Raw genomic sequence first — 22,526 nt, 5'->3', positions numbered from 1 at the left:
AGTTCATCTACTTCTTCTTGAGCTTTCGCATTTCCCTTTCAGGAATCAGGATATTTTCCTGATAATCAAAGCATTCCCGGGCGATCACCTTGTTGAGCACCAACAGGCAGATAAGATTTGGAATTGCCATCAGGCCATTCATGGTATCGGAAAAATCCCATACAATCTGCAGTGCCGTTGTCGCGCCAAAAAACGTGACGACTGAAAAGACAAATCGGTAAATTTTAACCGCCACAGTTGAGGGGATCAAATATTCCAGTGACTTTTCGCCATAGTACTCCCAGCCCAGTATGGTCGAAAATGCAAACAGCATAATACCGATGGTAACGATCAAAGCCCCTACTGGTCCAATGGCTGACTCAAAGGCCCTGATGGTCAGGTTCGCTCCGGTATAGATCTCACCTGCCGCATCGGTCATTCCAAGTACACCTGAGGATGCGATAACAAGGCCGGTAATCGTACAGACAACCAGTGTGTCAAAGAAGGTACCCGTCATATTGATATAGCCCTGTCTTGAGGGATGGTCTGTTTTAGCCGCTGCCGCCGCTATCGGCGCAGAGCCAAGACCCGCTTCATTTGAAAACACCCCCCGCGCGACGCCCCAGCGCATGGCTGAAAGCATACTCGCAATGATGGAACCGCCCACACCGCCGGCAACTGCCTGAGGTGAAAAAGCCATGCGGAAGATCTCAACGATTCCAGCCGGTACATTGTGAAAATTAATGATAATAACAAGGATTCCGGCTACAAAATAGAACACCGCCATGATCGGAACAATAAAACCGCAGACACGGCCAATACTCTTGATACCGCCCAAAAGAACGATCAACGCCAAAACAGTCAGGACAACACCAGTGATCCAGGTCGGCACCCCAAAGGTATTCTGTACCGCATCAGAGATGGAATTCGCCTGCGTCAGGTTACCGATACCAAAGGACGCGATAACAGCAAAAAGTGAAAACAAAAACGCCAGCAGACTTCCCAGCCATTTAACCTTGAATCCCTTTTTCATGGCGTACATAGGGCCGCCAGCCATCTCACCAGACGAGTTGGTCTCACGGTATTTGACCGCCAGAACACTCTCACCGTATTTGGTGGAGAGCCCAAACAGCGCGCTGATCCACATCCACACCAGAGCGCCCGGGCCGCCCAATACCATGGCAGTGGCAACACCGACAATATTGCCGGTGCCAATGGTCGCGGCCAGAGCGGTCATCAGAGACTGGAACGGCGAGATATCCCCGCTGTGCTCCTTGGCATTTTCATCCTTGGACGGACGGGTAAACACCGATCTCAGGGCATACCCCAGATTTCGCCACGGCAAAAACTTCAGGCGTATGGTCAAAAAGACACCTGTACCCACTAACAGCACAAGCATGTATGGTCCCCACACAAAGTCATTGACCACCGCAATAATTTCAGAAAAACTCATTTTCTCCCTCCCTTTTCTAAATATACCTGTTCATTTTACCACATTTCATGTTAGTGCACAAGTTGCGGGTACAAGTGTCCTCATTATACGGTCTTTTTGGCCTGTAAAAAAAGATCAGGCTGAATATTCCCAATCTACTTTAGACATTTCTGCCCTGTCCTGATTTGTGATGGAATGGATATATAACTGTAATGTCAATGCTGCGTTGGAATGTCCCAATATCCTGCTCAAGACAGATATCTGCATGTTTTTGCTGGCGGCGATGGTGGCAAAGGTGTGGCGGAGCGCGTGAAAGTTGACCTCCTTGACCTTTGCCTTTTTCAGGACGACTTTAAAATACTGCTGGTACACCCTCGGGTCAATAAAGCTCCCCGACTGATTTTGAAAGACAAAGGTGTTTTCATTGATGTTTCCCCAGGAGTCGGCTACGACCATCCGGCGATAGGCCTTTTAAATACTCATACTGCCCGTTGTTCATGGGAATATCCCGTACAGAGTTTGTCGTCTTCGTCTCTGAAACGACCAGCTTTGTCTTTGGTCCCTCCGGGTCAAAGGTCTTAACTCGCTGAAGCGAATGCCGCACATGTATCACCCGGTTGGAGAAATCAACATCGCCCCATTTGAGGGCCGCCAGCTCACCGAGCCGCATCCCGGTTTTCAAAGCCATCAAAATCGCGACGGATTTGGGGTTGTCATCTGTGTGCAGCAGCACATACTCCAACCGTTTACACTCATCCGGCTCCAGATAAACCGGCTTATGGAATCTTTTGGGCGGCAGCGACACCTTTCTGCAGGGATTTTTGATCATCAGCTCCTGATCCACTGCCAGCTCCAGCGCGCTCTTTAGAATCATCATATAACTCCTGACCGTTGCGGGCGACAGGCCTGTATCGTCATTTTTCCCGTCCTCACATAAATACTTGACAAATTTCTGAATGATATCCGGCGTCAGCTCCAGCAGGTTATAACTGCCTATCTGCGGGATGATATGCTTGTAGATCACATTGTAGTAGCGCATGTAGGAGGTTGGCCGAATCGTATTTTTCTTATGCCCCTCCAGCCACTCAATCATCCATTCCTGAAGCGTCAGTGTCCGGACTACCTTCAGCATTTCGTCGTGGCTGAAGGCTCTCTGTAAAATCCCGGTTGTCTGTTGCTGTGTTTGTTGTCTGCGCAGCAGCCGCTGAAGCTCAACCTCCTCGTGAACCCTTTCCTCCGCCTCTTCCAAAACTTCTACCGCTTCCTCATAGGTATGGGCGTAGACTGACCGGTATATGGCCTTTCCGTACACGCCTTCATACCCTACAATGTAACGCCCCTCGTAACGGCCGTCTTTCCGCTTGTAGATGTTTCTTCTCTGTTCTTTCATGATTTCCTCCTGATAAATAAAATTTCTATATCATTTTATATTCGGAGATCAAAATCGGCTGAGATTTTTTTTGATAAACTATGTTTATTTGTTTTAAACCCTTTTTTACGCAAAAATAAAAAGAGCCTGCAGACTTACCTTCTCTGCAGGGCCCTGTTGCTCATAGACTTAAGGGTTTACCGGATGAACTTCAGCACACTCTGCTTAAGCAGTTCCGCACTGTTCTTTCCCGCTTTACTTTCATAATATTCCTTAAAGCGTTCATCTTCTGTGTATATCTGGACCAGCCCGCGGTGCGCGTCCGGGCTGGCGCTTCCCCACGCCAGCGTGATCCACTGTTTATGAAGCTGGGCAAGCTCCTCACCTTCCGGATTGTCGATGGTTCCCAGCCGGGTTACTTCCTTTAAAAGGTCGAGGATTTTTTCTTCCAGACCGGCAAATTCACTGTATTTTTCAGGTGACATGTTCTTAAACTGGGCGTTGCTTCTGTCAATCGCCTCATCGCCATATTTTTTACGGATCTCCTCACCGTAACGATTCTCGTTTTCGTCAATCTTGTTCTGAATAAAGCCTTTGAACTTTTCGTGATCTTCCATTGTCATTTTTCCTTCCTTGCTCTCAATCGTTTTGGTCACAGTATTGATCAAATCGTCAATCTGCTTCTTTTTAAGAAGGAGCTGTTCCCTGTGGGTTTTTAAAGCGGCCAGGCTGTCAAAGCCCGGGGCGTCCAAAATCTGTATGATTTCTGCCAGCTCAATCCCAAGCGCACGGTAAAATAAAATCTGCTGAAGGCGGTCGACCTCATGCTTCCCGTAGATCCGGTAGCCTGAGCTGTTGATACGCGCTGGCTTCAGCAGCCCAATCTCATCGTAATAACGCAGTGTTCTCGGCGAGACCTTTGCCAGGGCCGCCAGCTTTTTAACCGTATATTCCATCATTCTGCTCCTCCTGTCACCCATTATAGACGTTGACGCGGCGTAAAGGTCAAGGCCTTTTTTCATTTGCTGTAAAAAAATATTTAAGCTATAATAGAGGCTAATAATACAATCCTATAAAATAAAAGGAGTCCGTATGAAACAGCATCCATATCTTCCCGATTTAGATACCCCGGTCGACTACAGCCTCACTCAAAACTGGCTGTGTCTTCCTAAAAAAATAGCAAAGCCTGACGACAAGCCCGTCGATATTTTTTACCTCTACCCCACAGCCTACTATAAAACCCCGCATGGTCCCAATATCTGCGAGGTAAACAATGAGGCCATGCGTATCCGGGCCGCAGAGCATCTCCAGACAAAGGCTTCTGTCTTTTCAGCCTATGGCAATTTTTACGCGCCTGCGTACCGCCAGGCTGCCCTCGAATGCCTTCTTGACAATACGCCGGAAAACAACCTGCTCTTTACCAAGGGGCCTGTCACCTGTGTGCTGTCAGCCTTTGATTATTACATTAAGCACCATAACAACGGCCGCCCCTTTATCCTGGCCGGCCATTCCCAGGGCTCGCTGCTGCTCCAGTTTATCCTCAGCCTCTATTTAAAAGAGCATCCAGAGGTTCAGGAGCGGATGATTGCCGCCTATGTGATCGGCTACTCCATCACCCGGGGATATTTAAAAGACAATCCTCATTTAACCTTTGCGCGGGGAGCAAAAGACACAGGCGTTATCATTTCATATAACACAGAATCCCCAGGTGTCACGGGTGACAACATCACCCTGCTCCCAGACGCAGTATCCATCAACCCCATCACCTGGACCCTCACCGGCAAAAAAGCCGAAGCGTCACAGAGCCTTGGCTCGCGCCTGGTCATACGTGACAGCGCCGGTTCGCTCGTCGGCATGCAGGATCTTCCCCACTATGCCGACGCGGCCCTTGACCTGGAACGCGGCACAGTGATCTGCAGCACCGCAGACCCCGATGCCTTTAAGGTCATCGGACAGGAGGAAGCCTTCCCCTCCGGTGTTTTACACACTGGTGATTATCCGCTTTACTACTACGATCTCCAAAACAATGTTAAAACACGCATAAAATCCTACTTCGCGAGTCATCCCCAGACGGACAAAAAATACGCCCTTTAATCGAGAAAAGCTCCCTCAGCATGAGAGAGCTTTTTAATGTCAAAAAACTGAGAGACGAAGCCTTTTTCCTAAGGAAGAAAAAACGTCCTGCGGGCGCTGCCTTTGCATCTGCAATTTCTTCACTAACGTGGCTGTTTGATCGCTCTTATGTCCGGCTATTCCGGTAAAGCGGCGCGATTTTTTGTCGTTATCCGCAGCGCCTGGACTTTTTTCTTATCTGGATAAAAGGCGCAGTCTCACGCTGCGCCACTTCTTTAACAGTCTGAACCTCACTCAAACCGAGCAGGCTTTTTTCTTATTTTACTTCCTTCATCCAGGCATCGTAAACAGCCTTGGCAACCGCTGGAGCCACACGTTTATCAAAAGGGCTCGGCATAACATAATCTTCATTCAGTTCCTCTGCGCTTACGAGGTCAGCGATGGCATAGGCTGCCGCTACCTTCATGCCTTCAGTGATGCGTGACGCCCTTGCGTCCAGCGCGCCTCTGAAAATCCCTGGGAACGCCAGGACATTGTTGATCTGGTTTGGAAAATCAGACCGGCCAGTGCCAATGACACGCGCGCCCGCTTTTTTAGCCAGATCCGGCATAATTTCAGGAATAGGGTTCGCCATAGCAAAAAGAATGGCGTCTTTATTCATAGAAGCGACCATCTCCTCTGTGACAATACCAGGGCCAGACACACCGACTAAGACATCAGCGCCTTTGATGGCATCTTCCAGACTTCCGGTAATGTGTTCCTGATTGGTGTGCTCAGCCAGCCAGAGCTTATGGCCGGTCAGACCGTCACGGCTGATATCAATGATGCCAGTGCGGTCACACATGACGATATTTTTTACATTTAAGGACATCAGCATTTTTGCAATGGCTGTCCCAGCAGCCCCCGGGCCGCTGATGGCTACCTTGATCTCAGAAATGTCTTTCTTAACAATTTTCAGGGCGTTGATGAGCGCAGAGGAGACAACAATGGCCGTACCGTGCTGGTCATCATGGAAAACCGGAATATCCAGGGCTTCCTGAAGCTTTTCCTCAATTTCAAAGCATTTCGGCGCAGAAATATCCTCCAGGTTAATTCCCCCAAAGGTCGGCGCGATATTGATGCCTGTCTGAATAATCTCATCAGCGTTCTGTGTGCTCACACAGATCGGGAATGCGTCGACATTGCCAAAGGATTTAAACAGGACAGCCTTGCCCTCCATAACAGGCATAGCGGCTTCACCGCCGATATTGCCAAGGCCTAAAACCGCCGAGCCGTCAGATAAAACCGCGACCAGGTTTCCCTTGGCAGTATATTTATAGACATCCTCTTTATTCTCCGCGATTTTGCGGCAGGGTTCGGCAACACCCGGTGTGTAGGCGATGCTCAGATCATCTTTATTTTCAAGTTTCATCTTAGAAACGACTTCTACTTTGCCTTTGCACGCTTCATGGGCTTTCAGCGCTTCTTTATTGTAATCCATATTTTCCTCCGGTTTCTACATTTATGTAATGAAATAACGGCCTTATTATAACACAACCCCATGTGGGTTTAAAGCCGATTTGCAAGAAACTTCTAATCTTATCGGCAGCAAAAGAAAAGGCTCGCTTGGGGATGCGAGCCTTTTCCGGGTTAGAACAAGTTATGAATGGTAAAAATTCATAAAATCAAGGAGTATAGTTGGAGTTAGAAAAATTAATTTGTTATGTTTATCTAACTTTAAATATATTATAGTGCCTCACGCCTGCTTTGTCAACCCTATTTTTTAATTTTTTTTAATTTAAGTTTCAGAGGCTTATCAAAACCTTATTGTTCATGAACAGAACCTGTTTTTTCTTTTTCTTTTAATAAACTTCTGATATAATTGATAGAAACAAATAAAACACTTTTGATGAGAGGACACATGAAAAAGCGATTATTTATATTGTTAATGATTGTCACCACCCTGTTTACAGTGAGCAGCTGCGGCCAGTCCGAACCTCTGGTAAAATTCGATGAGGGCAGCGGACTTTTTATCACCTACGGATTTGTCCCTGTCGATGATAAGAACACACAGATCATCAGCACAGCAGTCAACAATTCAGATTATGAGATTACCGACCTGAAGGTTACCTACGGCATTAAGGATTCTTCCCATACCATTGAGGAGAGTACAGACAGCGTCAACTCCAAATCCAGCCGTGACCTCTCAAAGGTCACCCAGAGCTATGTGCATTCCCTGGATGAAGGAAAGCTCTACATTTCTCAGATTGACTATACCGTAAAGAAGGATAAAAAGACTCAGAAAATCACCTGCTATCCCGATTCCGACACCTATGACCTGAAATAAAAATACCCCCGGCGGGAAATGACCGGGGGTAAGCAAGAAGAGGTATCAGGCTTGTTAGGAGATCACAGTAATAAAATCTGTCTTTACTGTTATACCCATCTGGCTGTTCTGTAAACATCTTGCACACGTAACCCATATTATTTTCTGTTACTATCCAAACAAAAAACAGGCGTCTGGCGCCTGTTTTCTTTTTATTCAAACTGTTTTTTAAATTGACGGAGGTCACCATTGTAAAGGTCCATATCAATAAACCGTTCCTCGCCGCTGTAGCCGTTGAGGATCTCTCTCTGGGAATACTGCCAGAACAGCCACTCATGGCCGCCCTTCAGATCAGGCTCCTGATCTGAAATATCGCAGATCCAGATTGGAATCTCAGCAAAAGCGTCGGACAGATAGGTATTGTAGGTATTGTAATTGGTATAGATGATTGGTGTCTTTTCATAATAATCCTTAAACCTTACGATCATATCATTGACGATGGCCTGTACCTTGTTCTTATCCATCGGTTTATTCAGATAATCCCCATAAAGCTCAAGGTCGATAACCGGCGGCAGACTGTCGTTTTCTTTGGGAACTGTGTTGATAAAATGATCGGCCTGTGTTTTTCCATCCTGGTCAAAATTCACAAAATGGTATGCGCCGACTTTCAGGTGAGTCTTGCGCGCTTCTTTCCAGTTCTTCTCAAAATTTTTGTCCACATGGTCTTTTCCCTCTGTCGCTTTAATAAAGGCAAAGTATATGTCCTGGTCCGCCAGTTTTTTCCAGTCAATATCACCCTGATAGGCCGAAACGTCTACACCCTTTACGTGGTTTCCGCTGTTTCGCACACTGTTAATCGCAAAGAAAAGGACTACTGCCACCAATACTGCTGCGGCTGCACCGGCAACGATGATCAGGCCCTTTTTGCTCAAAAATGTTTGTTTAAATTTTTCCATATAACCGCTACTCCTTTAAATTCTGCTTTACAGTATATCGATTCATTCTTAATATTAGCTGGTAAAAGCCCTTTCCGGCACCTTACCAACGGCGGTGCCGGCGGTCTTCATTGTCATCATGATCATCGTCCTTATGCTTGTTGCGGTAAAAAATCGCAACACAGAAGCACAACAGCACAACGCCCCACATCCATGCCGGTAGCTGCATTTTCCGCCTCCTCAGAACTCACGGTGCTGGCTTTCATCAATAGCGATGGCCTCCAGCTGTGTTCTCAGCCAATGTAAATATTCTGCCTTATTAGGGTCCGTCTCCTTGCGCTCCGCATGGTTGACCACCATCACCAATTTATCAAACTGCATTTGTATCTTAGGGAATTCTTCCACTTATTATGTTCCTCCTGTTCTCTATTTTCGGCTCTATTGTAACATAAGTTTTCAAAAAAACAAAGAAGATGTCACAGCTGGATGACATCCTCTAAGGTAATTAACCATTTTTTTTACAGGCCGCTTTCATTTTTCGGACGTATTCCTCGATGACCGGTCCTGCGGCTTCACCGTTCGCTTCGATCATCTTCACAATTGCTGACCCTACAATCACTCCGTCTGCGTATGCGCTGATGCTCTCTGCCTGCTCCGGCGTAGAGATACCAAAGCCGACAGCTGCCGGTGTGCTTGTATTCTCCCGTATGACCCTGATCATCGACTGAAGGTCTGTTGTGATCTCAGACCGGACGCCGGTAACCCCGAGGGAGGATACCGTATAAATAAAGCCCGAAGCCTCCCTGGCAATTTGTCCGATACGTTGCTCAGAGGTCGGCGCGATCAGCGAGATGACATCCACATCGTATTTCTCTGCGATGGGTCGGACCTCCCCATTTTCTTCAAAGGGCAGATCCGGAATGATAAGACCGTCGATTCCCGCCTCCTTGCACCTCGCGCAGAACCGGTCAATGCCATAGGTAAAGATCGGATTGACATAGGTCAAAAACACCAGAGGCACCTGGACCTTTTCACGCACCCGGGCCACCATGTCAAAAATTTTGTCGGTTGTGGCGCCCTGACTGAGCGCGCGGATATTTGCCCGCTGGATCACTGGTCCTTCAGCGATGGGGTCAGAAAACGGAATCCCCAGCTCAATGAGGTCTGCTCCCGCCCGCTCCATGAGCGTGATGAACGCCTCTGTTTTTTCAAGGGTCGGGTCACCCGCTGTGATAAAGCTGATAAAGGCTTTGCCGTGGTCAAAGGCCTTTGCGATACGATGGTTACTCATGTAAATCTACCCCCTTATAGCGTGCGATGGCTGCCACGTCCTTATCTCCGCGGCCCGATAAACAGATAATGATGCTCTCATCCGCTGACATGGACGGCGCCAGCTTTCTGGCGTAAGCGACAGCGTGAGCGCTCTCAACTGCCGGGATAATCCCTTCTGTCCGCGAGAGGTATTCAAAGGCGCCGATGGCCTCGTCATCGGTGACAGGCACATACTCCGCCCTGCCAAGATCGTGCAGGTGGGCGTGCTCCGGGCCGATACCGGGATAATCAAGCCCGGCTGATATGGAGTATACCGGGGCGATCTGGCCATATACATCCTGACAGAAATAGGATTTCATGCCGTGAAAAATGCCGAGTGTGCCCTTGGCGATGGTGGCTGCGTGTTTGTCGGTATCCACACCCTTCCCTGCCGCTTCACAGCCGATCAGCCGCACATCCCGATCCTCTATAAAATGGTAAAACATCCCCATGGCGTTGCTGCCGCCTCCGACACAGGCCAGAATTGCCGCAGGCAGTTTTCCTTCCCTTTCCAGAATCTGCTCCCTGGCCTCTCTGCTGATCACAGACTGAAAATCGCGCACCATCATGGGAAAGGGGTGCGGCCCCATCACTGAGCCCAGCACATAGTGGGTATCAATGATCCGGCTGGTCCATTCCCGCATAGTTTCATTGACGGCGTCCTTTAAAGTCATGGTGCCGCTTGTCACCGCGTGGACCTTTGCGCCAAGCAGCTCCATCCGGTAAACATTCAGGGCCTGGCGGTCGGTATCCTCCTTCCCCATGAATATTTCACATTCCATATCCATCAGCGCTGCGGCGGTGGCGGTTGCAACACCATGCTGTCCGGCGCCCGTCTCTGCAATCACGCGGGTTTTGCCCATTTTCTTTGCCAGAAGCACCTGCCCCAGCACATTGTTAATTTTATGTGAGCCTGTATGGTTCAGGTCCTCACGCTTCAGATAAATCTTTGCGCCTCCAAGATCGCTTGTCATTTTTTCTGCATAATATAATAATGAGGGGCGGCCTGCGTAGTTTTTCAGCAGGTCATTCAGCTCGGCATTGAAGGCCGGGTCCTTTTTATAATGCTCGTAGGCCTCCTCAAGCTCAATCACAGCGTTCATTAATGTCTCAGGGATATACTGGCCCCCGTGCTGTCCGTAACGTCCTTTTGTCATTGATCGAATCTCCTTATTCTCTTGATAATTTCCTCTATTTTACCGGGGTCTTTGCACCCGTTTGTCTCCACGCCGCTGCTGATATCCACACCGTATGGCCGGACGGTCCTTATGGCCGTTTCAATGTTTTCAATCTTCAGCCCGCCTGCCAGAAAAAAAGGCTTTTTGCTCCTGTTTTCATCTAACAGCTCCCAGTTAAAAGCCCTGCCTGTGCCGCCATAAACATTCTTATTATAGGCGTCCAACAGCAGATAATCTGCCTGGTTGTAGGCTTTGAGCGCCGCCAGGCTTTCTTCCCCTCTGATTCTAAATGCCTTTACCACCGGGCAGCCGGTCTTGCGGCGCACCCTTTCGGCAAAGGCGGGGGGCTCATCGCCGTGAAGCTGGACGATGTCAAGAATACCCTGGCTGGTAATGTCCAGAACCGTCTCCAGACTGGCGTTGACAAAAACACCCACACTCTGGATTTCCGGGTCGAGCTGTCTTTTCAGCGAAAGGGCCTGCTGTGGTGTCAGACGGCGTCTGCTCTCGGCAAATACAAAGCCGATATAGTCTGGACGGGCCGCATTGACTGCTTCGACATCCTGGGGCCTTGTCAGGCCGCATATCTTAATCTTTGTGTCCATACTAGACTCGCTCTCCCCGCAGCCTTGCCAGCTCCTCCGCCTTGCGGCTGCTGCGCATCAGAGTCTCGCCGATGAGCACTGCGTCTGTTCCGTTTTTCCTGAGCGCGTCAATATCTCCGGGGGTTTTAATGCCGCTTTCCGAGACAAAGGTGATATGCTCAGGCACCAGCTGCCTGAGACGCGCACTGTTTTCGATGTCGACCTCAAAGGTTTTAAGGTTCCGGTTGTTAACGCCGATCACCCGGGCGCCTGCCTCAAGGGCCGAGGCGACCTCTGCCGCATCATGCGCCTCCACCAGCGCTGTCAGACCCAGGGTATCGGCAATGCGGATATATTCTGTCAGGACTTCTGTGTCGAGAAGCGCACAGATCAGTAATACAGCGTCTGCCCCGATGATCCTGGCCTCGTAAATCTGATAGGGGTCAATGGTAAAATCCTTTCGGATAACCGGGATGTTCACCGCCCTCTTGACCGCACTCAGATAATCGTCGCTGCCTAAAAAGTATTCGGGCTCTGTGAGGACTGAGATCGCGTCTGCGCCGGCAGCCTCGTAATCTCTGGCGATATGCACATAGGGAAAATCCGGAGCGATAAGCCCCTTTGAGGGGGATGCTTTCTTGATCTCACAGATAAAAGCAATGTCCTCTTTTTTCAGCGCTGCCTCAAAGCAAAAGGGCTTTTCGGGTTTTATTGACAGGGCTTCCTCTCTTACGCTTTCCAAAGGCCGTTCTGCCTTTAACCGGTCGACCCGCACCCTGGCGCTGGCCGCTAATTTATCTAAAATCATCACTCTACACCTCGTTGGACAAAGCGATAAAACGATTCAGCTGTTCCATTGCTTTTCCGCTGTCGATCAGGTTCTCCCCATAGCGCACACATTCCCGGAGCGTCATCTGGTTATAGGTCATATACAGGCATACCGCGGCGTTTAAGAGCACCACATCGCGTTTGGGGCCGTGAACACCACTCAGGATCTCCCGGGCGATCTCAGCGTTTTCCTGAGGATCTCCGCCCACCAGCGCATCCTTTGTACAGCGCGCCAGCCCCAGCTGCTCCGGTGAGAGGAAAAAGCTGTTGAGCTGGCCATCGTTTATCTCGCAGATGGTGGTTGTGTCGCACAGGGTAATCTCATCCAGCCCGTCGTGTCCGTGAACTACCATTCCCCGCTTAACGCCCAGGTTTGAGAGCACTCTGGCAAGAGGCTCTACCAGATTCTCGTCGTAGACGCCCAGCAGCTGCATATTCGCGCCGGCAGGATTGGCCAGAGGCCCCAGTATATTAAAAATGGTGCGGACTGCAATTTCTTTGCGGACTGGGCCAGCATACTTCATGGAGGCATGGTAAACCGGCGCAAACATGAAGCAGATCCCTGCCTCCCTCAGCATCCGCGCGTTCTGCTCTGCGTTCAGGTCAATCTTTACGCCCAGGGCTTCCAGGCAGTCCGCGGCGCCGCATTTGCTGGAAACACTCCGGTTCCCGTGCTTGGCAACCGGCACCCCGCCGGCTGAGACCACAATGCCTGAAACCGTAGAAATATTAAAGGTGTTGGCTTCATCACCCCCGGTGCCCACAATTTCCAGCACGTCCATCCCCGGGTCGAGCTTTGTGCATTTTTCACGCATCACTGTTGCGCAGGCCGTGATCTCCTCAATGGTCTCGCCTTTCATCCGCATGGCGGTGAGGAAGGAGCCAATCTGAGCGTTGGTCGCCTTTCCTTCCATAATCTGGTTGAAGGCCTCTTTAGTGGCGTCCAGATCAAGGTCCTGTCCGTTTAAAACAGTGTAGATCGCATCCTGTATCATTGTACTTTACCTCCCAGCGCTAAAAAATTTTCAATAATGATGTTTCCCTTTGGTGTCAATATGGATTCCGGATGAAACTGGAGCCCGTACACATCAAAATCCCGGTGCTTGACGCCCATAACCTCATCGGCATTGTCCTCAGCGATGATCAGCAGCTCGTCGGGCAGGCTGCTCCGCCTGACAGCCAGCGAATGATAGCGGGCCGCGTCCATAATGGGCGGCAGGCCTTTGAACAGCGGGCTCCCGTTGGCAATGTGAATGCTGCTCCTTTTCCCGTGGATCAGCTCGCTGGCGTAGGTGACCTCTGCGCCGAAGGCCTCGCAGATGGCCTGATGCCCAAGGCACACGCCTAAAATCGGAAGCTTCCCGAAAAACCGGTGAACCACTGCCTCACAGACTCCGGCGTCGGCAGGCCGCCCGGGGCCTGGTGACAGAATGATGTGGGATGGGTGCAGCGCCTCGATTTCGTCCAGGCTCAAAGCGTCGTTCCGGATGACTTTCAGGTCAGGGTTTACCCTGCCGACCTGCTGCACAAGATTGTATGAAAAGCTGTCATAGTTATCAATGATTAATATCATCAGTCCATTACCTCCACCGATTGTTTTACCGCTTCAACCACAGCCATGGCCTTGTTGATGCTCTCCTGGTATTCCTTTTCCGGATCGCTGTCTGCGACCACACCGCCGCCTGACTGGATGTAGACCCGGCCGTCCTTCTTCACTGCTGTCCGGATGGCAATGCAGACATCCATGTTTCCGGTGAAGTCGATATAGCCGATGGCGCCGCCGTAAATGCCCCGCCGTATCCCTTCAAGCTCATTGATGATCTCACAGGCTCTTATCTTAGGCGCACCCGAGAGTGTACCCGCTGGGAGCACTGCCGCAACCGCGTCAAGCTGATCCATGTTTTCTCTCAGCTGCCCGGTTACCACAGAGGTGATGTGCATGACATGGGAATACTTCTGGATTTTCAGATATTCCTGCACATTGACGCTGCCGTACCGGCTTACCCTGCCGAGGTCGTTCCGCCCGAGATCTACCAGCATATTGTGCTCTGCCAGCTCCTTGGGGTCTTTGAGCAGACGCTCCTCAAGCTCAGCATCCTCTTCACTGGTCCCGCCCCTCGGGCTGGTGCCGGCAATCGGAAAGGTCGAGAGCTCACCGTCCTGAAGCTTTACCAGCGTCTCGGGGGATGCCCCGGCGATTTCAAGGTCATCGCACGCAATATAATACATATAGGGCGAGGGGTTGATGGTCCTCAGCACGCGGTAGGTATTAAGGAGGCTCCCCTCCATCTCAGCGGTCAGGCGGTTGGAGGGCACTGCCTGAAAAATATCGCCCTCGCGGATATAGCCCTTCGTCTTGTCCACGATCTCACAGTAGGCTTCCCTAGCAAAATGGGGCTTGAAATCGCTGAGCAGTCTTGGCGGCTCGCCGCCCGCCGGCACATCGCTGTGGATCAGGCCCACCAGGTAATCCAGCTCCCTGACGGCCCGGTTATAGTTCACCGCCAGATGATCTGTTTTGATGGTAACCATGATCACGATCTTCTGCCGCAGCTGGTCAAAGGCAATGACCTTTTCAAACAGCATAAGGTCAAGATCGTTAAAGCCTGCGCTGTCGTCACCGCTAAAGCGCAGGGTCGGCTCGCTGTACTTCAGATAGTCGTAGGAAAAATATCCGACAAAGCCGCCGGTAAAGGGCGGGAGCTCGGCCACCTTAGGGCTTCTGTATTCGGACAGGATGCGTCTTATCTCCTGTCCTGGATCATCGGTCTCTATCCTGACCGCAGTGCCGTTTTTGATTTCCATAAGCCCGTCCCTGCACTTCACCTCAACCACCGGGTCAAAGCCGAGAAAAGAGTAGCGTCCCCACTTCTCAACACCCTCGACGCTCTCCAGCAGGTAGCAGCGTGAGCTGATGCCCTTTAATATTTTCAGCACCTGAATCGGTGTCTTGATGTCCGCAAAGATTTCACAGCTGACAGGAAAGGCCGCAAAGCCCTCTGATTGTCTCTGTACTGTTTCTAATGATGGTATTTTCATAGGATTCTCCTTTATGTAATGATCACAAAACACTGCTGAAATAACTATGCGGATTGGTCAATTTCCGCAATGTTTTGCGTTCGTTTTGTTACCGGGGTAACCGCTAACGCTCCTTTACCCCTGCCAATTTTTTCAAAAATTGGACAGATATTGATCACAAAACACTGCTGAAATAACTATCTGGATTTGTGAATTTCCGCAATGTTTTGCGTTCGTTTTGTTACCGGGGTAACCGCTAACGCTCCTTTACCCCTGCCAATTTTTTTCAAAAATTGGACAAAACATCAAAAAAACACCCGCCCTGTAATATAAGCTTTATATTAAAGGACGAGTGTTGTAAATTCTATGAAAACACCCGCGGTGCCACCTTTATTCACGGGACGCAAAAAGATCCCATGCTCTTTGCAGCGGTCCATCAACCGCCTCTTCAATAACGCAGAAGGTGCGTCGCAGAGTAATGGGAGCTTGCGCTCTGTTCACTGCGCCCTCGGTGATCCATTTAACAGGCTGCGTTCTGCCAGGCTCTCAGCATTCCCGGCTCTCTGTAAGTGCACGAACTGTTTTTATCTTCACGTCAATGGTTTTTAAGGCAAGTATTCAGTTGTTGTTTTAATTGTGCTTTATTTTAGCACTCAAGATTTATGCTGTCAAGCTTTTATGGGTTAAAGTTTTTGTTCTTTTTTTTGAGCAATCTAGTTTTTGACCGATTCCGAATAATATCCAAAATAATCCTTTCCCTTAAAATCGCTGCATTCCTTTGGTGTGCCACGGTGGAATTTACCGGTCAGCGGCACATCCGGTGTCTCTCTTTTATCCGGATTATCATAAAGCCAGAGTATATCGCCCTCCACCCTATAATACCTTTCCATTCGGCTAGGGTACTGCTCCTTTAATTTCTGGGCGATGGTCTGTGCTTCGATCTCCACATCGTCATCCGCGCTGTAGTTACTGCCGGAGCACGCGAAAATCAACTGTTCCTCTGTATCGCCATAGGTACCACTCGGCCCATAAGCATAGTATAAACCATTGTCGGCTTTGTGAATCTGATGTGCTCTAAAGGTTCCGGTATTCCGAAGTTCGACGACCTGTGGCGTGTCGCTGAAATCCTCATGCCACACATTTTCCAGGGGCGACTTTTGGTCGCCACACCCAGACAATAGCAGTACCAAGCCTAACAGTGCGGCGGCGGTGATGATACGTTTCATTCTGTAACCTCCCTTTAATATGAAAAACTTCTACCGGACACGGCGGTACCGACCGCTTAAGGTGCTGCCCATCCCTTTTTCCAGCTCCACCTTTAAGTCCGTAATACAAAGCGTATCGCCGCTTACACGGTAACCATAACTTCCGCCTCTTGTCATAAGGCTGAAACTTTTATCCCATCCCCCATATCTTTCAAACTTTCCCGGCAGCAGATCCAAAACAGGTGTTTTAATTCTTTCTTCCCGAACACTCCCGCCACCGCTCATGACCGTTGTATTGAGCTGATTACCGTAATCGCCGTATCCACCGCTGACAGAATCACTGACAAAGCGTCCATTTTCATTGAAAAACAGTGTTTCATCATAGGAGCCGTCATCGTAAAATACGACTGCATGATACTGCGTTTTATCTGTGCTTTCCGGGCAGGTCTTCTCAAAATAATCCTCCTGCCATGTCCCAACAAGGGTGCTGTCCTGGCCGCACCCTGTCAGGATGACGCAGGCCAGCACTGCCATCAGCGCTGCCCAATGCTTTTTCATTCCGCCACCCCTTTCCTTCATTTTACAGGTCTCGAGCCTGCTCTTTTTTTATCAGTCATAATGATAATACGCTTCGTATATGCTGCATTTATTAATTTCTCCGCGGTGGAAGGTGCCGGTCAGAAAGACGCCCGGCGTCTCTCTTTTTTCCTCTGTTTCATAGAGATACAACGTATCGCCGTCGATTTCATAATAGCGCTCAGTCCGCTCGGGGTACGCTTCACGCATTCCGGACTGGTACAGATCGCTGTAGGAGTCGTCGCTGGCATAGCCTGAGGCACCCGTGGCGGTAAAGACCAGGTGGTTATCCGCGATGGCGTAGGTACCGGAAGGACCATAGCCATAATAATCGTGTCCGCCAAACACAAAATTCCTGACAGCATCATATTTTCCAACATCACTAAATTTAATTTCCAGACTCTCCATTGGCAGTTCCCCGGCGTTATCCTCATGCCAGGCGCCGACTAACGGTGATTTCTCGGGCGCGCAGCCTGGCAGCAGTGCCAGGAGGCCCACCATCACCATGATTAGCATTACTCGTTTCATTTCAGCCTGCCTCCTCTCCATACCCTTATCGCACAAACGTATATATTCCACTGACCATACTGCCCTTCTCAACATTTACTTTTTTGCTCATAATGTAGAGCTTATTGCCCAGCAACTTATAGGAAAATTCGCGATTATCCATTCTTCTGGCATAGTTCGTCAGGGCCAGTCCCTCGTCAAATTTACCGGGAGGCGCGTCGATCAGAGGCTTCTTCTCCCAATCGTCTGACCCTGTCATCTGCTTTTCATAAAACGCAGTCGCGTCCTTGTCAATAAACAGGGTTTCCTCAGACGGCAGGTAGGATATTCGGCTTAATTTCAGATAACCGGAGTCGGGATTGCTGCCGTAGCTGCCTTCAAAGGACAGAACTTTGTAGTGCCCGTCCACATTAACGCCCCGTCCGTCTGAAAACGTTCCGTCGTCGTTGAACACGATTTGGTGGTTCTGCATATCATCCTCTATCGGGCAGGTCTTCTCAAAATATTCTTCCTTCCAGGTTCCGACGATATCGCCGCCCTGCCTGCACCCGGTAGAAACAAAGCACACAGCCAGCACGGCCATTCCAATCAACAGCTTTTTCATTCCGCTCACCCCTTTCCTTTTCCTCATTATAGCACATTTGAAAACGAACGTCATTCTGCTTTTAATGAAAATCAATCCATTTTCAGGTATAATGTGCTTTACGATATAAGGAGAAGACAACATTCTATGAAAAACATCACGAAATTTGATCTTAAAATATTGAAAAAAATACAGAAAAACCTCTGCTCGCCGGCGCTGGACAAGGTGATGATCGGGGCGACAAAGCTCGGGACTGCCGGCGCTGTCTGGATTGGCATCGGCGGGCTGATGATGCTCTCAAAAAAATACCGCCGTTGCGGGTTTACGCTCGCAGCGGCGGTATCCTTTGACGTTTTCGCCAACAATATTCTGGTTAAAAATCTTTTCCACCGCGCGCGGCCCTGTGACGTTGACCAAACAGTAGCTCTGAAGATCCGGCGCCCCTTTGGCGCGTCCTTCCCCTCCGGCCATACGCTGACCTCAGTGACTGCCGCCACTGTCCTGACACTGAACAAAAAGTCCTTTGGCCTTGGCGCCATTCCGCTGGCAGCGCTCATCAGCTTTTCCAGGATGTACCTTTTTGTCCACTATCCCTCAGATATTGCGGCGGCTACCGCTCTGGGGATCGGGCTTGGCTCTGCCGCCTATGCCCTTGAGACAAAGGCCCTGCCAGCCCCTAAAGAAGAGGCTTAAGCCTGTCTGCCCACAGCGCGTAGGCCGGCGCTGTCAGATGTACGCCGTCGGTGGTGTACTCGGGCAGCAGCTCTCCGTTTTTCGTCAGGACATCCCACAGATCGACGCATTTTGCGTCGTATTTTTTTGCCAGCCGCTCAATTTCCCGGTTGAGAGCTGTTACCCGGCTGTTGTCAAAAACAAAAAAGAGCTTTTCGGGGCTGCAGGGCAGAGCCTTGTGCACAAAGACGGCGTTTTCAGGCGAGAGCGCCTTTATTTTCTCCAGGATCGCCTCGTAATTGCGGGAGATAAAGCCAGTGCTCTCCCCGGTGATGATGTCATTCACCCCGACCATTAAAAAGATTTTGCCCGGCTCCCGCTTCAGGCTCCTGCCGATGCGCATGAGCACACCCTCTGTGGTATCGCCGCCCATGCCCCGGTTGATAACCTCTGTTCCCAGCAGATCGTCCCAGTCGCCATATTCGATCAGGCTGTCGCCGATCATTAATATTTCATCACTTTTCATTTCTCACCTCAAAATCCATTACCCGCGGCGCTGCCGCTATACAGTATGACAAAAAAACCCAGCAGACGAAGCCTTTTACCTAAGGAAGAAAAAGGCGGCCTGCGGGTACTGCTTTCACGCCTGAAGCTTCTTGGCTGGCGTTGATACCTGATCTTGCCAGTGTCCGGCTGTCCCACTAAAACGGCACGATCCCCGGCCTTGTCCACGGCGCCTGGTTCCTTTTTCTTATCTGGATAAAAGGCGCAGTCCGCACTGCGCCGCCGCTGTTCAGTTCGCCAAAAAACCTCTTGAGACGAAGCCTTTTATCTAAGGAAGAAAAAGGCGGCCTGCGGGTACTGCCTTCACGCCTGAAGCTTCTTGGCTGGCGTTGATACCTGATCTTGCCAGTGTCCGGCTGTCCCGCCAAAGCGGCACAATTCCCGGCCGTGTCCGCGACGCCTGATCCCTTTTTCTTATCTGGATAAAAGGCGCAGTCCGCACTGCGCCGCCGCTGTTCAGTTCGCCAAAAAACCTCTTGAGACGAAGCCTTTTACCTAAGGAAGAAAAAGGCGGCCTGCGGGTACTGCCTTCACGCCTGAAGCTTCTTGGCTGGCGTTGATACCTGATCTTGCCAGTGTCCGGCTGTCCCACTAAAGCGGCACAATTCCCGGCCGTGTCCGCGGCGCCTGGTCCCTTTTTCTTATCTGGATAAAAGGCGCAGTCCGCGCCGCTGCTCTTAAAAGTTTACCCTACCCTCTGCCTGCCGTCAACCTGCCACTTACCGGCTGTTTACGACCACTTAGCGAAAAAGCCTTGCGTCCGGGCTGGTTTCACGTATAATTAAATCAACCGTTAACGGAAACACCAAGGAGGCTTCTCAAAATGGATGTTGAAATAAAAATTGACCCTGGGCTGCAAAAACCCCGGGTGGTTATCTGCACAAACGCCCTGACCGCTGAAATCACTGCCCTGGCTGATCGCCTTTCGGCTGACCACCCCAGCATGATCACCGCAATTTCCGGCGACCGGATCTACCTGCTGGACAAAAAGGAGATTTTCCGTTTTTATACGGAGGATCAGAAAACTTTTGCCCGGTGCGCCCAGCAGACCTACCGGGTAAAGCTCCGGCTGTACGCGCTGGAGGAAATGCTTTCGGGTAGCAGTTTTGTCCGGATTTCCAACTCTGAAATTGTCAATTTTGGCCATGTCACCAGCCTGGACACCAGTATCAGCGGCACCATCAGCCTGCGGATGACCAACGGGGACAAGGCCTATGTGTCAAGACGCTATGTCTCCAAAATCAAAAAATATTTAGGATTGTGAGGTAATTAAAATGACTGTAAAAAAAGCACTGGGCTTCGGACTTCTGGGCATTCCCATCGGCATTGCCATCTCCACGACCATCGCGCTGGCGATTTCTCTGGTCTTTGACAGCTACTCCCCGGTATCCCTCGAGCTCATCGATTTGATGGGCGGCCTGATGAACGCGGCTCTTTTCCAGTACCTGGCCAGCGCGGCTCTTGGCTTTATCTGCGGGTTCGGGTCTTCCATCTGGGCAGTGGAGCGGTGGAGCCTTCTGAGGAAAACGGTCATCCATTTTCTGCTGCTGACCTTTACCCTGCTGCCCATCTCCATTGCCTGCCGCTGGGTAACCCCCGGTTTTATCAGCATACTGATCTATTTCGTGATCTTTGCCGTCCTTTACCTGATTATCTGGATCGTCCAGTACCTGATCATCCGGCGAAAAATTTCCAAAATAAACGCCCGTCTTTATGAAAAAAGGCCGTAAACGTGCTATAATAGAGACACCTACTTTATCGAAATGAGGTGTTAAAATGAAAGTGGCATCCTTTGTGCTCAGCATTGTGGCGCTGGCGGCGGGCACGACTGGTCTGGTTCTCAGCTGTGTGGCCCTTGGAAAATCCAAATAATGAACCCATAAAAAATACGCAGGCAGCTCCTGAGGCTGTCTGCGTGTTTTTTTATTTTCTGGAGTAAACCGTGATCCCGTTAAACAGATAGACATCGGAGGTGATCATGGCGTAATCCATGAGGGCGGGGTCAAAGGGGTTGGCGGTAAAGACGCCGTGTGTCCAGTCATAGTCCTTAAAGACCTTAAACTCTCTTATATCGCTGCAGTTTTCCACAAAATCATCGTAGGCTTCCATGGTGTAGGGCTTGTTGCTGTACAGACAGTCGCCTAAAAAGATGCGCTTGCGCTGTTCGTCCACTGCCACAATGTCCACAGTTTCCTCATTTTTGTTCCAAAATGTGCCGATGCGGTCGATTTTAAAGGGGATGCCCCCCTGCTTGCAGGCCGCGGCAAAAATCTCCTTGCAGGCTGTTTTAAACCAGAATTGGATATAGCCTGGAAAAGCGCGCTTGATGGCTTCAAAAATCTGAAGCTCCTGGCCTGCCTCCAGGTGTTCTTTATTTTCAAAAATGAAGGTATACCAGAAATCCATAAAGGGATCGGAAAAATAGTACTGGACTTTACGGTTGGAGGGACCGGTCTTTTTCTCCGTAATGGGCACTCTGGCCTCCAGGTAGCCCAGGACCGCCAGGTTGTTCAGGCAGTGGCTCACTGCGCCTGGCTTCATCTCCAGATACCTGGCAATATCGGCCGGGCGGTGGTAATTGTCGGCTACGGCCTTTAACACCGCGTTGTAGTAGGCTGGTTCCCAGACATCCCGCTCGATCAGGTTCATGGGCTCCTCGTATAAAAGGCTGTTTTGGCCCAGCATGTCCTCACGGACCACGCCCATGTAGTCTATGGTCTTTTCGCAGGCGGCAAAAAATTCCCAGTATTTGGGAACTCCTCCCGCAATGGCGTACAGGGTCATCAGCTGGTTAAAATCCTGATGGGGGTAGTCCTTGATCATCTCCACAAAGCTGATGGGCTTCAGCTTCAGCTGGGTGGTCACGCAGCCGATCAGGGTGTTGCTCTTGCTTTCAAGATTGACTAAAAGGCTGTTGTTGGGCATTACCACGATCAGCATCACGGACGCCTGCTTGAAGTAACGCTCCCACGCGTATTTTAAAGCTCTGGCAAAGGAAGGGTCGGCCAGCATCAGGTAAGCGATATTGTCGATGACCAGCACTTTTCTGGAGGTCTCTACCCGCTCGGCAAAGGCCTTGAAAATTTCCTTCCAGTCCGGCAGCTTTGCCGAAGAGCTGAGGGTTTCTCCGCAGTATTCTGCAAAAGTTTTAAGGAAGCGCCGTCGGCTTAAAACATCAACCTCTTCTTTCGCGGTAAAGTAAAACGCCCGCTTGCCCTTCAGAAAATGACGGACAAGGGCGGTTTTGCCCACACGGCGCCGTCCGTTAACCATGACAAAGGCATTTTTACTGGTATACGCGTTTTCAAGAAGCTGAAGCTCCTGCTTTCTGCCTATAAAAGGTCTCATATTCGATGCCTCCTAACAAAAAATTATCCTATGATAATTATACGCTTAAACCCGCAGAG

At 50.1% G+C, this 22,526-nt stretch carries 27 protein-coding genes; 5 read left to right on the top strand and 22 right to left on the bottom strand.

Features of this window, described 5'->3' with window-relative positions; genetic code table 11:
* Positions 1–7: 7 nt before the first annotated feature.
* From B2M23_RS15525 to B2M23_RS15515, 4 genes are all read right to left on the bottom strand, one after another.
* Positions 8–1,432 (bottom strand): alanine/glycine:cation symporter family protein, encoded by a 1,425-nt coding sequence (locus B2M23_RS15525; protein ID WP_038353879.1) that lies wholly within the window; start codon positions 1,430–1,432, stop codon positions 8–10.
* Positions 1,433–1,546: 114 nt separating this feature from the next.
* Positions 1,547–1,867 carry a tyrosine-type recombinase/integrase gene (locus B2M23_RS21695; RefSeq protein WP_038353880.1) on the bottom strand — a complete coding sequence of 107 codons (321 nt, stop codon included), beginning with the start codon at positions 1,865–1,867 and terminating at the stop codon, positions 1,547–1,549.
* Positions 1,833–2,801 carry a site-specific integrase gene (locus B2M23_RS21690; RefSeq protein WP_038353881.1) on the bottom strand — a complete coding sequence of 323 codons (969 nt, stop codon included), beginning with the start codon at positions 2,799–2,801 and terminating at the stop codon, positions 1,833–1,835. The genes B2M23_RS21695 and B2M23_RS21690 overlap by 35 nt, the downstream gene beginning before the upstream one ends.
* A 176-nt stretch (positions 2,802–2,977) precedes the next feature.
* The gene (locus tag B2M23_RS15515; RefSeq protein WP_038354003.1) at positions 2,978–3,736 is read right to left on the bottom strand and encodes a MerR family transcriptional regulator; all 759 of its coding nucleotides are present in this window, start codon (positions 3,734–3,736) and stop codon (positions 2,978–2,980) included.
* 136 nt (positions 3,737–3,872) lie between these two features.
* Between B2M23_RS15515 and B2M23_RS15510 the strand changes: the two genes are divergently transcribed.
* On the top strand, positions 3,873–4,874 hold the full coding sequence (locus B2M23_RS15510) for a DUF3089 domain-containing protein (RefSeq protein WP_052237455.1): 1,002 nt from the start codon (positions 3,873–3,875) through the stop codon (positions 4,872–4,874).
* A 295-nt stretch (positions 4,875–5,169) separates the two neighbouring features.
* On the opposite strand, the gene B2M23_RS15505 is transcribed toward B2M23_RS15510, so the two are convergent.
* Positions 5,170–6,333, bottom strand: coding sequence for an NAD(P)-dependent malic enzyme (locus B2M23_RS15505; protein WP_038353882.1), 1,164 nt, complete (start codon positions 6,331–6,333; stop codon positions 5,170–5,172).
* 420 nt (positions 6,334–6,753) lie between these two features.
* Here B2M23_RS15505 and B2M23_RS15500 point away from each other — a divergent pair, with 420 nt between their 5' ends.
* On the top strand, positions 6,754–7,179 hold the full coding sequence (locus B2M23_RS15500) for a hypothetical protein (RefSeq protein ID WP_038353883.1): 426 nt from the start codon (positions 6,754–6,756) through the stop codon (positions 7,177–7,179).
* A gap of 191 nt (positions 7,180–7,370) precedes the next feature.
* On the opposite strand, the gene B2M23_RS15495 is transcribed toward B2M23_RS15500, so the two are convergent.
* From B2M23_RS15495 to B2M23_RS15440, 14 genes are all read right to left on the bottom strand, one after another.
* Positions 7,371–8,114: a GH25 family lysozyme gene (locus B2M23_RS15495; protein WP_038353884.1), complete on the bottom strand. Its 744-nt coding sequence runs from the start codon at positions 8,112–8,114 to the stop codon at positions 7,371–7,373.
* A gap of 82 nt (positions 8,115–8,196) precedes the next feature.
* On the bottom strand, positions 8,197–8,322 hold the full coding sequence (locus tag B2M23_RS21685) for a hypothetical protein (RefSeq protein WP_264474044.1): 126 nt from the start codon (positions 8,320–8,322) through the stop codon (positions 8,197–8,199).
* Between the two features lie 11 nt (positions 8,323–8,333).
* Positions 8,334–8,498, bottom strand: coding sequence for a hypothetical protein (locus tag B2M23_RS21305; RefSeq protein WP_013379977.1), 165 nt, complete (start codon positions 8,496–8,498; stop codon positions 8,334–8,336).
* Between the two features lie 100 nt (positions 8,499–8,598).
* Positions 8,599–9,384 carry a tryptophan synthase subunit alpha gene (trpA, locus tag B2M23_RS15490; protein ID WP_038353885.1) on the bottom strand — a complete coding sequence of 262 codons (786 nt, stop codon included), beginning with the start codon at positions 9,382–9,384 and terminating at the stop codon, positions 8,599–8,601.
* Entirely contained in the window at positions 9,377–10,561 is a 1,185-nt protein-coding gene (gene trpB, locus B2M23_RS15485; protein WP_038353886.1) for a tryptophan synthase subunit beta, read from the bottom strand. The genes trpA and trpB overlap by 8 nt, the downstream gene beginning before the upstream one ends.
* On the bottom strand, positions 10,558–11,187 hold the full coding sequence (locus tag B2M23_RS15480; RefSeq protein ID WP_038353887.1) for a phosphoribosylanthranilate isomerase: 630 nt from the start codon (positions 11,185–11,187) through the stop codon (positions 10,558–10,560). The genes trpB and B2M23_RS15480 overlap by 4 nt, the downstream gene beginning before the upstream one ends.
* A 1-nt stretch (position 11,188) precedes the next feature.
* Entirely contained in the window at positions 11,189–11,974 is a 786-nt protein-coding gene (gene trpC, locus B2M23_RS15475) for an indole-3-glycerol phosphate synthase TrpC (protein WP_038353888.1), read from the bottom strand.
* Between the two features lie 4 nt (positions 11,975–11,978).
* Positions 11,979–12,989: an anthranilate phosphoribosyltransferase gene (gene trpD / locus B2M23_RS15470; protein ID WP_038353889.1), complete on the bottom strand. Its 1,011-nt coding sequence runs from the start codon at positions 12,987–12,989 to the stop codon at positions 11,979–11,981.
* On the bottom strand, positions 12,986–13,567 hold the full coding sequence (locus tag B2M23_RS15465) for an anthranilate synthase component II (RefSeq protein ID WP_038353890.1): 582 nt from the start codon (positions 13,565–13,567) through the stop codon (positions 12,986–12,988). The genes trpD and B2M23_RS15465 overlap by 4 nt, the downstream gene beginning before the upstream one ends.
* Positions 13,567–15,033: an anthranilate synthase component I gene (trpE, locus tag B2M23_RS15460; RefSeq protein ID WP_038353891.1), complete on the bottom strand. Its 1,467-nt coding sequence runs from the start codon at positions 15,031–15,033 to the stop codon at positions 13,567–13,569. Before trpE ends, B2M23_RS15465 begins: the two co-directional genes overlap by 1 nt.
* A gap of 692 nt (positions 15,034–15,725) precedes the next feature.
* Positions 15,726–16,238 carry a hypothetical protein gene (locus B2M23_RS15455; protein ID WP_038353892.1) on the bottom strand — a complete coding sequence of 171 codons (513 nt, stop codon included), beginning with the start codon at positions 16,236–16,238 and terminating at the stop codon, positions 15,726–15,728.
* A 30-nt stretch (positions 16,239–16,268) separates the two neighbouring features.
* Complete coding sequence (locus tag B2M23_RS15450; protein WP_146209117.1) at positions 16,269–16,775, bottom strand: LptM family lipoprotein; 507 nt, start codon at positions 16,773–16,775, stop codon at positions 16,269–16,271.
* A 51-nt stretch (positions 16,776–16,826) separates the two neighbouring features.
* A complete protein-coding gene (locus tag B2M23_RS15445; protein ID WP_038353894.1) occupies positions 16,827–17,321 on the bottom strand; it encodes a hypothetical protein in 495 nt (164 codons plus the stop codon).
* Between the two features lie 25 nt (positions 17,322–17,346).
* Entirely contained in the window at positions 17,347–17,904 is a 558-nt protein-coding gene (locus tag B2M23_RS15440) for a hypothetical protein (RefSeq protein ID WP_038353895.1), read from the bottom strand.
* Between the two features lie 126 nt (positions 17,905–18,030).
* Between B2M23_RS15440 and B2M23_RS15435 the strand changes: the two genes are divergently transcribed.
* A complete protein-coding gene (locus B2M23_RS15435) occupies positions 18,031–18,576 on the top strand; it encodes a phosphatase PAP2 family protein (RefSeq protein WP_038353896.1) in 546 nt (181 codons plus the stop codon).
* On the opposite strand, the gene B2M23_RS15430 is transcribed toward B2M23_RS15435, so the two are convergent.
* The gene (locus B2M23_RS15430; RefSeq protein WP_038353897.1) at positions 18,560–19,081 is read right to left on the bottom strand and encodes a GDSL-type esterase/lipase family protein; all 522 of its coding nucleotides are present in this window, start codon (positions 19,079–19,081) and stop codon (positions 18,560–18,562) included. The genes B2M23_RS15435 and B2M23_RS15430 overlap by 17 nt on opposite strands.
* A 306-nt stretch (positions 19,082–19,387) precedes the next feature.
* On the bottom strand, positions 19,388–19,711 hold the full coding sequence (locus B2M23_RS15425; protein WP_038353898.1) for a hypothetical protein: 324 nt from the start codon (positions 19,709–19,711) through the stop codon (positions 19,388–19,390).
* 231 nt (positions 19,712–19,942) lie between these two features.
* Here B2M23_RS15425 and B2M23_RS15420 point away from each other — a divergent pair, with 231 nt between their 5' ends.
* Positions 19,943–20,383: a LytTR family DNA-binding domain-containing protein gene (locus B2M23_RS15420; protein WP_038353899.1), complete on the top strand. Its 441-nt coding sequence runs from the start codon at positions 19,943–19,945 to the stop codon at positions 20,381–20,383.
* A gap of 10 nt (positions 20,384–20,393) precedes the next feature.
* Positions 20,394–20,849 (top strand): DUF3021 domain-containing protein, encoded by a 456-nt coding sequence (locus B2M23_RS15415; protein WP_038353900.1) that lies wholly within the window; start codon positions 20,394–20,396, stop codon positions 20,847–20,849.
* A 193-nt stretch (positions 20,850–21,042) separates the two neighbouring features.
* On the opposite strand, the gene B2M23_RS15410 is transcribed toward B2M23_RS15415, so the two are convergent.
* A complete protein-coding gene (locus tag B2M23_RS15410) occupies positions 21,043–22,467 on the bottom strand; it encodes an ATP-binding protein (RefSeq protein ID WP_038353901.1) in 1,425 nt (474 codons plus the stop codon).
* Between the last annotated feature and the right edge of the window lie 59 nt (positions 22,468–22,526).

It is taken from the genome of Eubacterium limosum, from assembly GCF_000807675.2.
GTDB classification, from domain to species: Bacteria; Bacillota; Clostridia; order Eubacteriales; family Eubacteriaceae; genus Eubacterium; species Eubacterium limosum.
The sequence above is the reverse complement of the archived record's forward strand: the minus strand, read 5'-3'. Positions and strand labels throughout refer to the sequence as shown.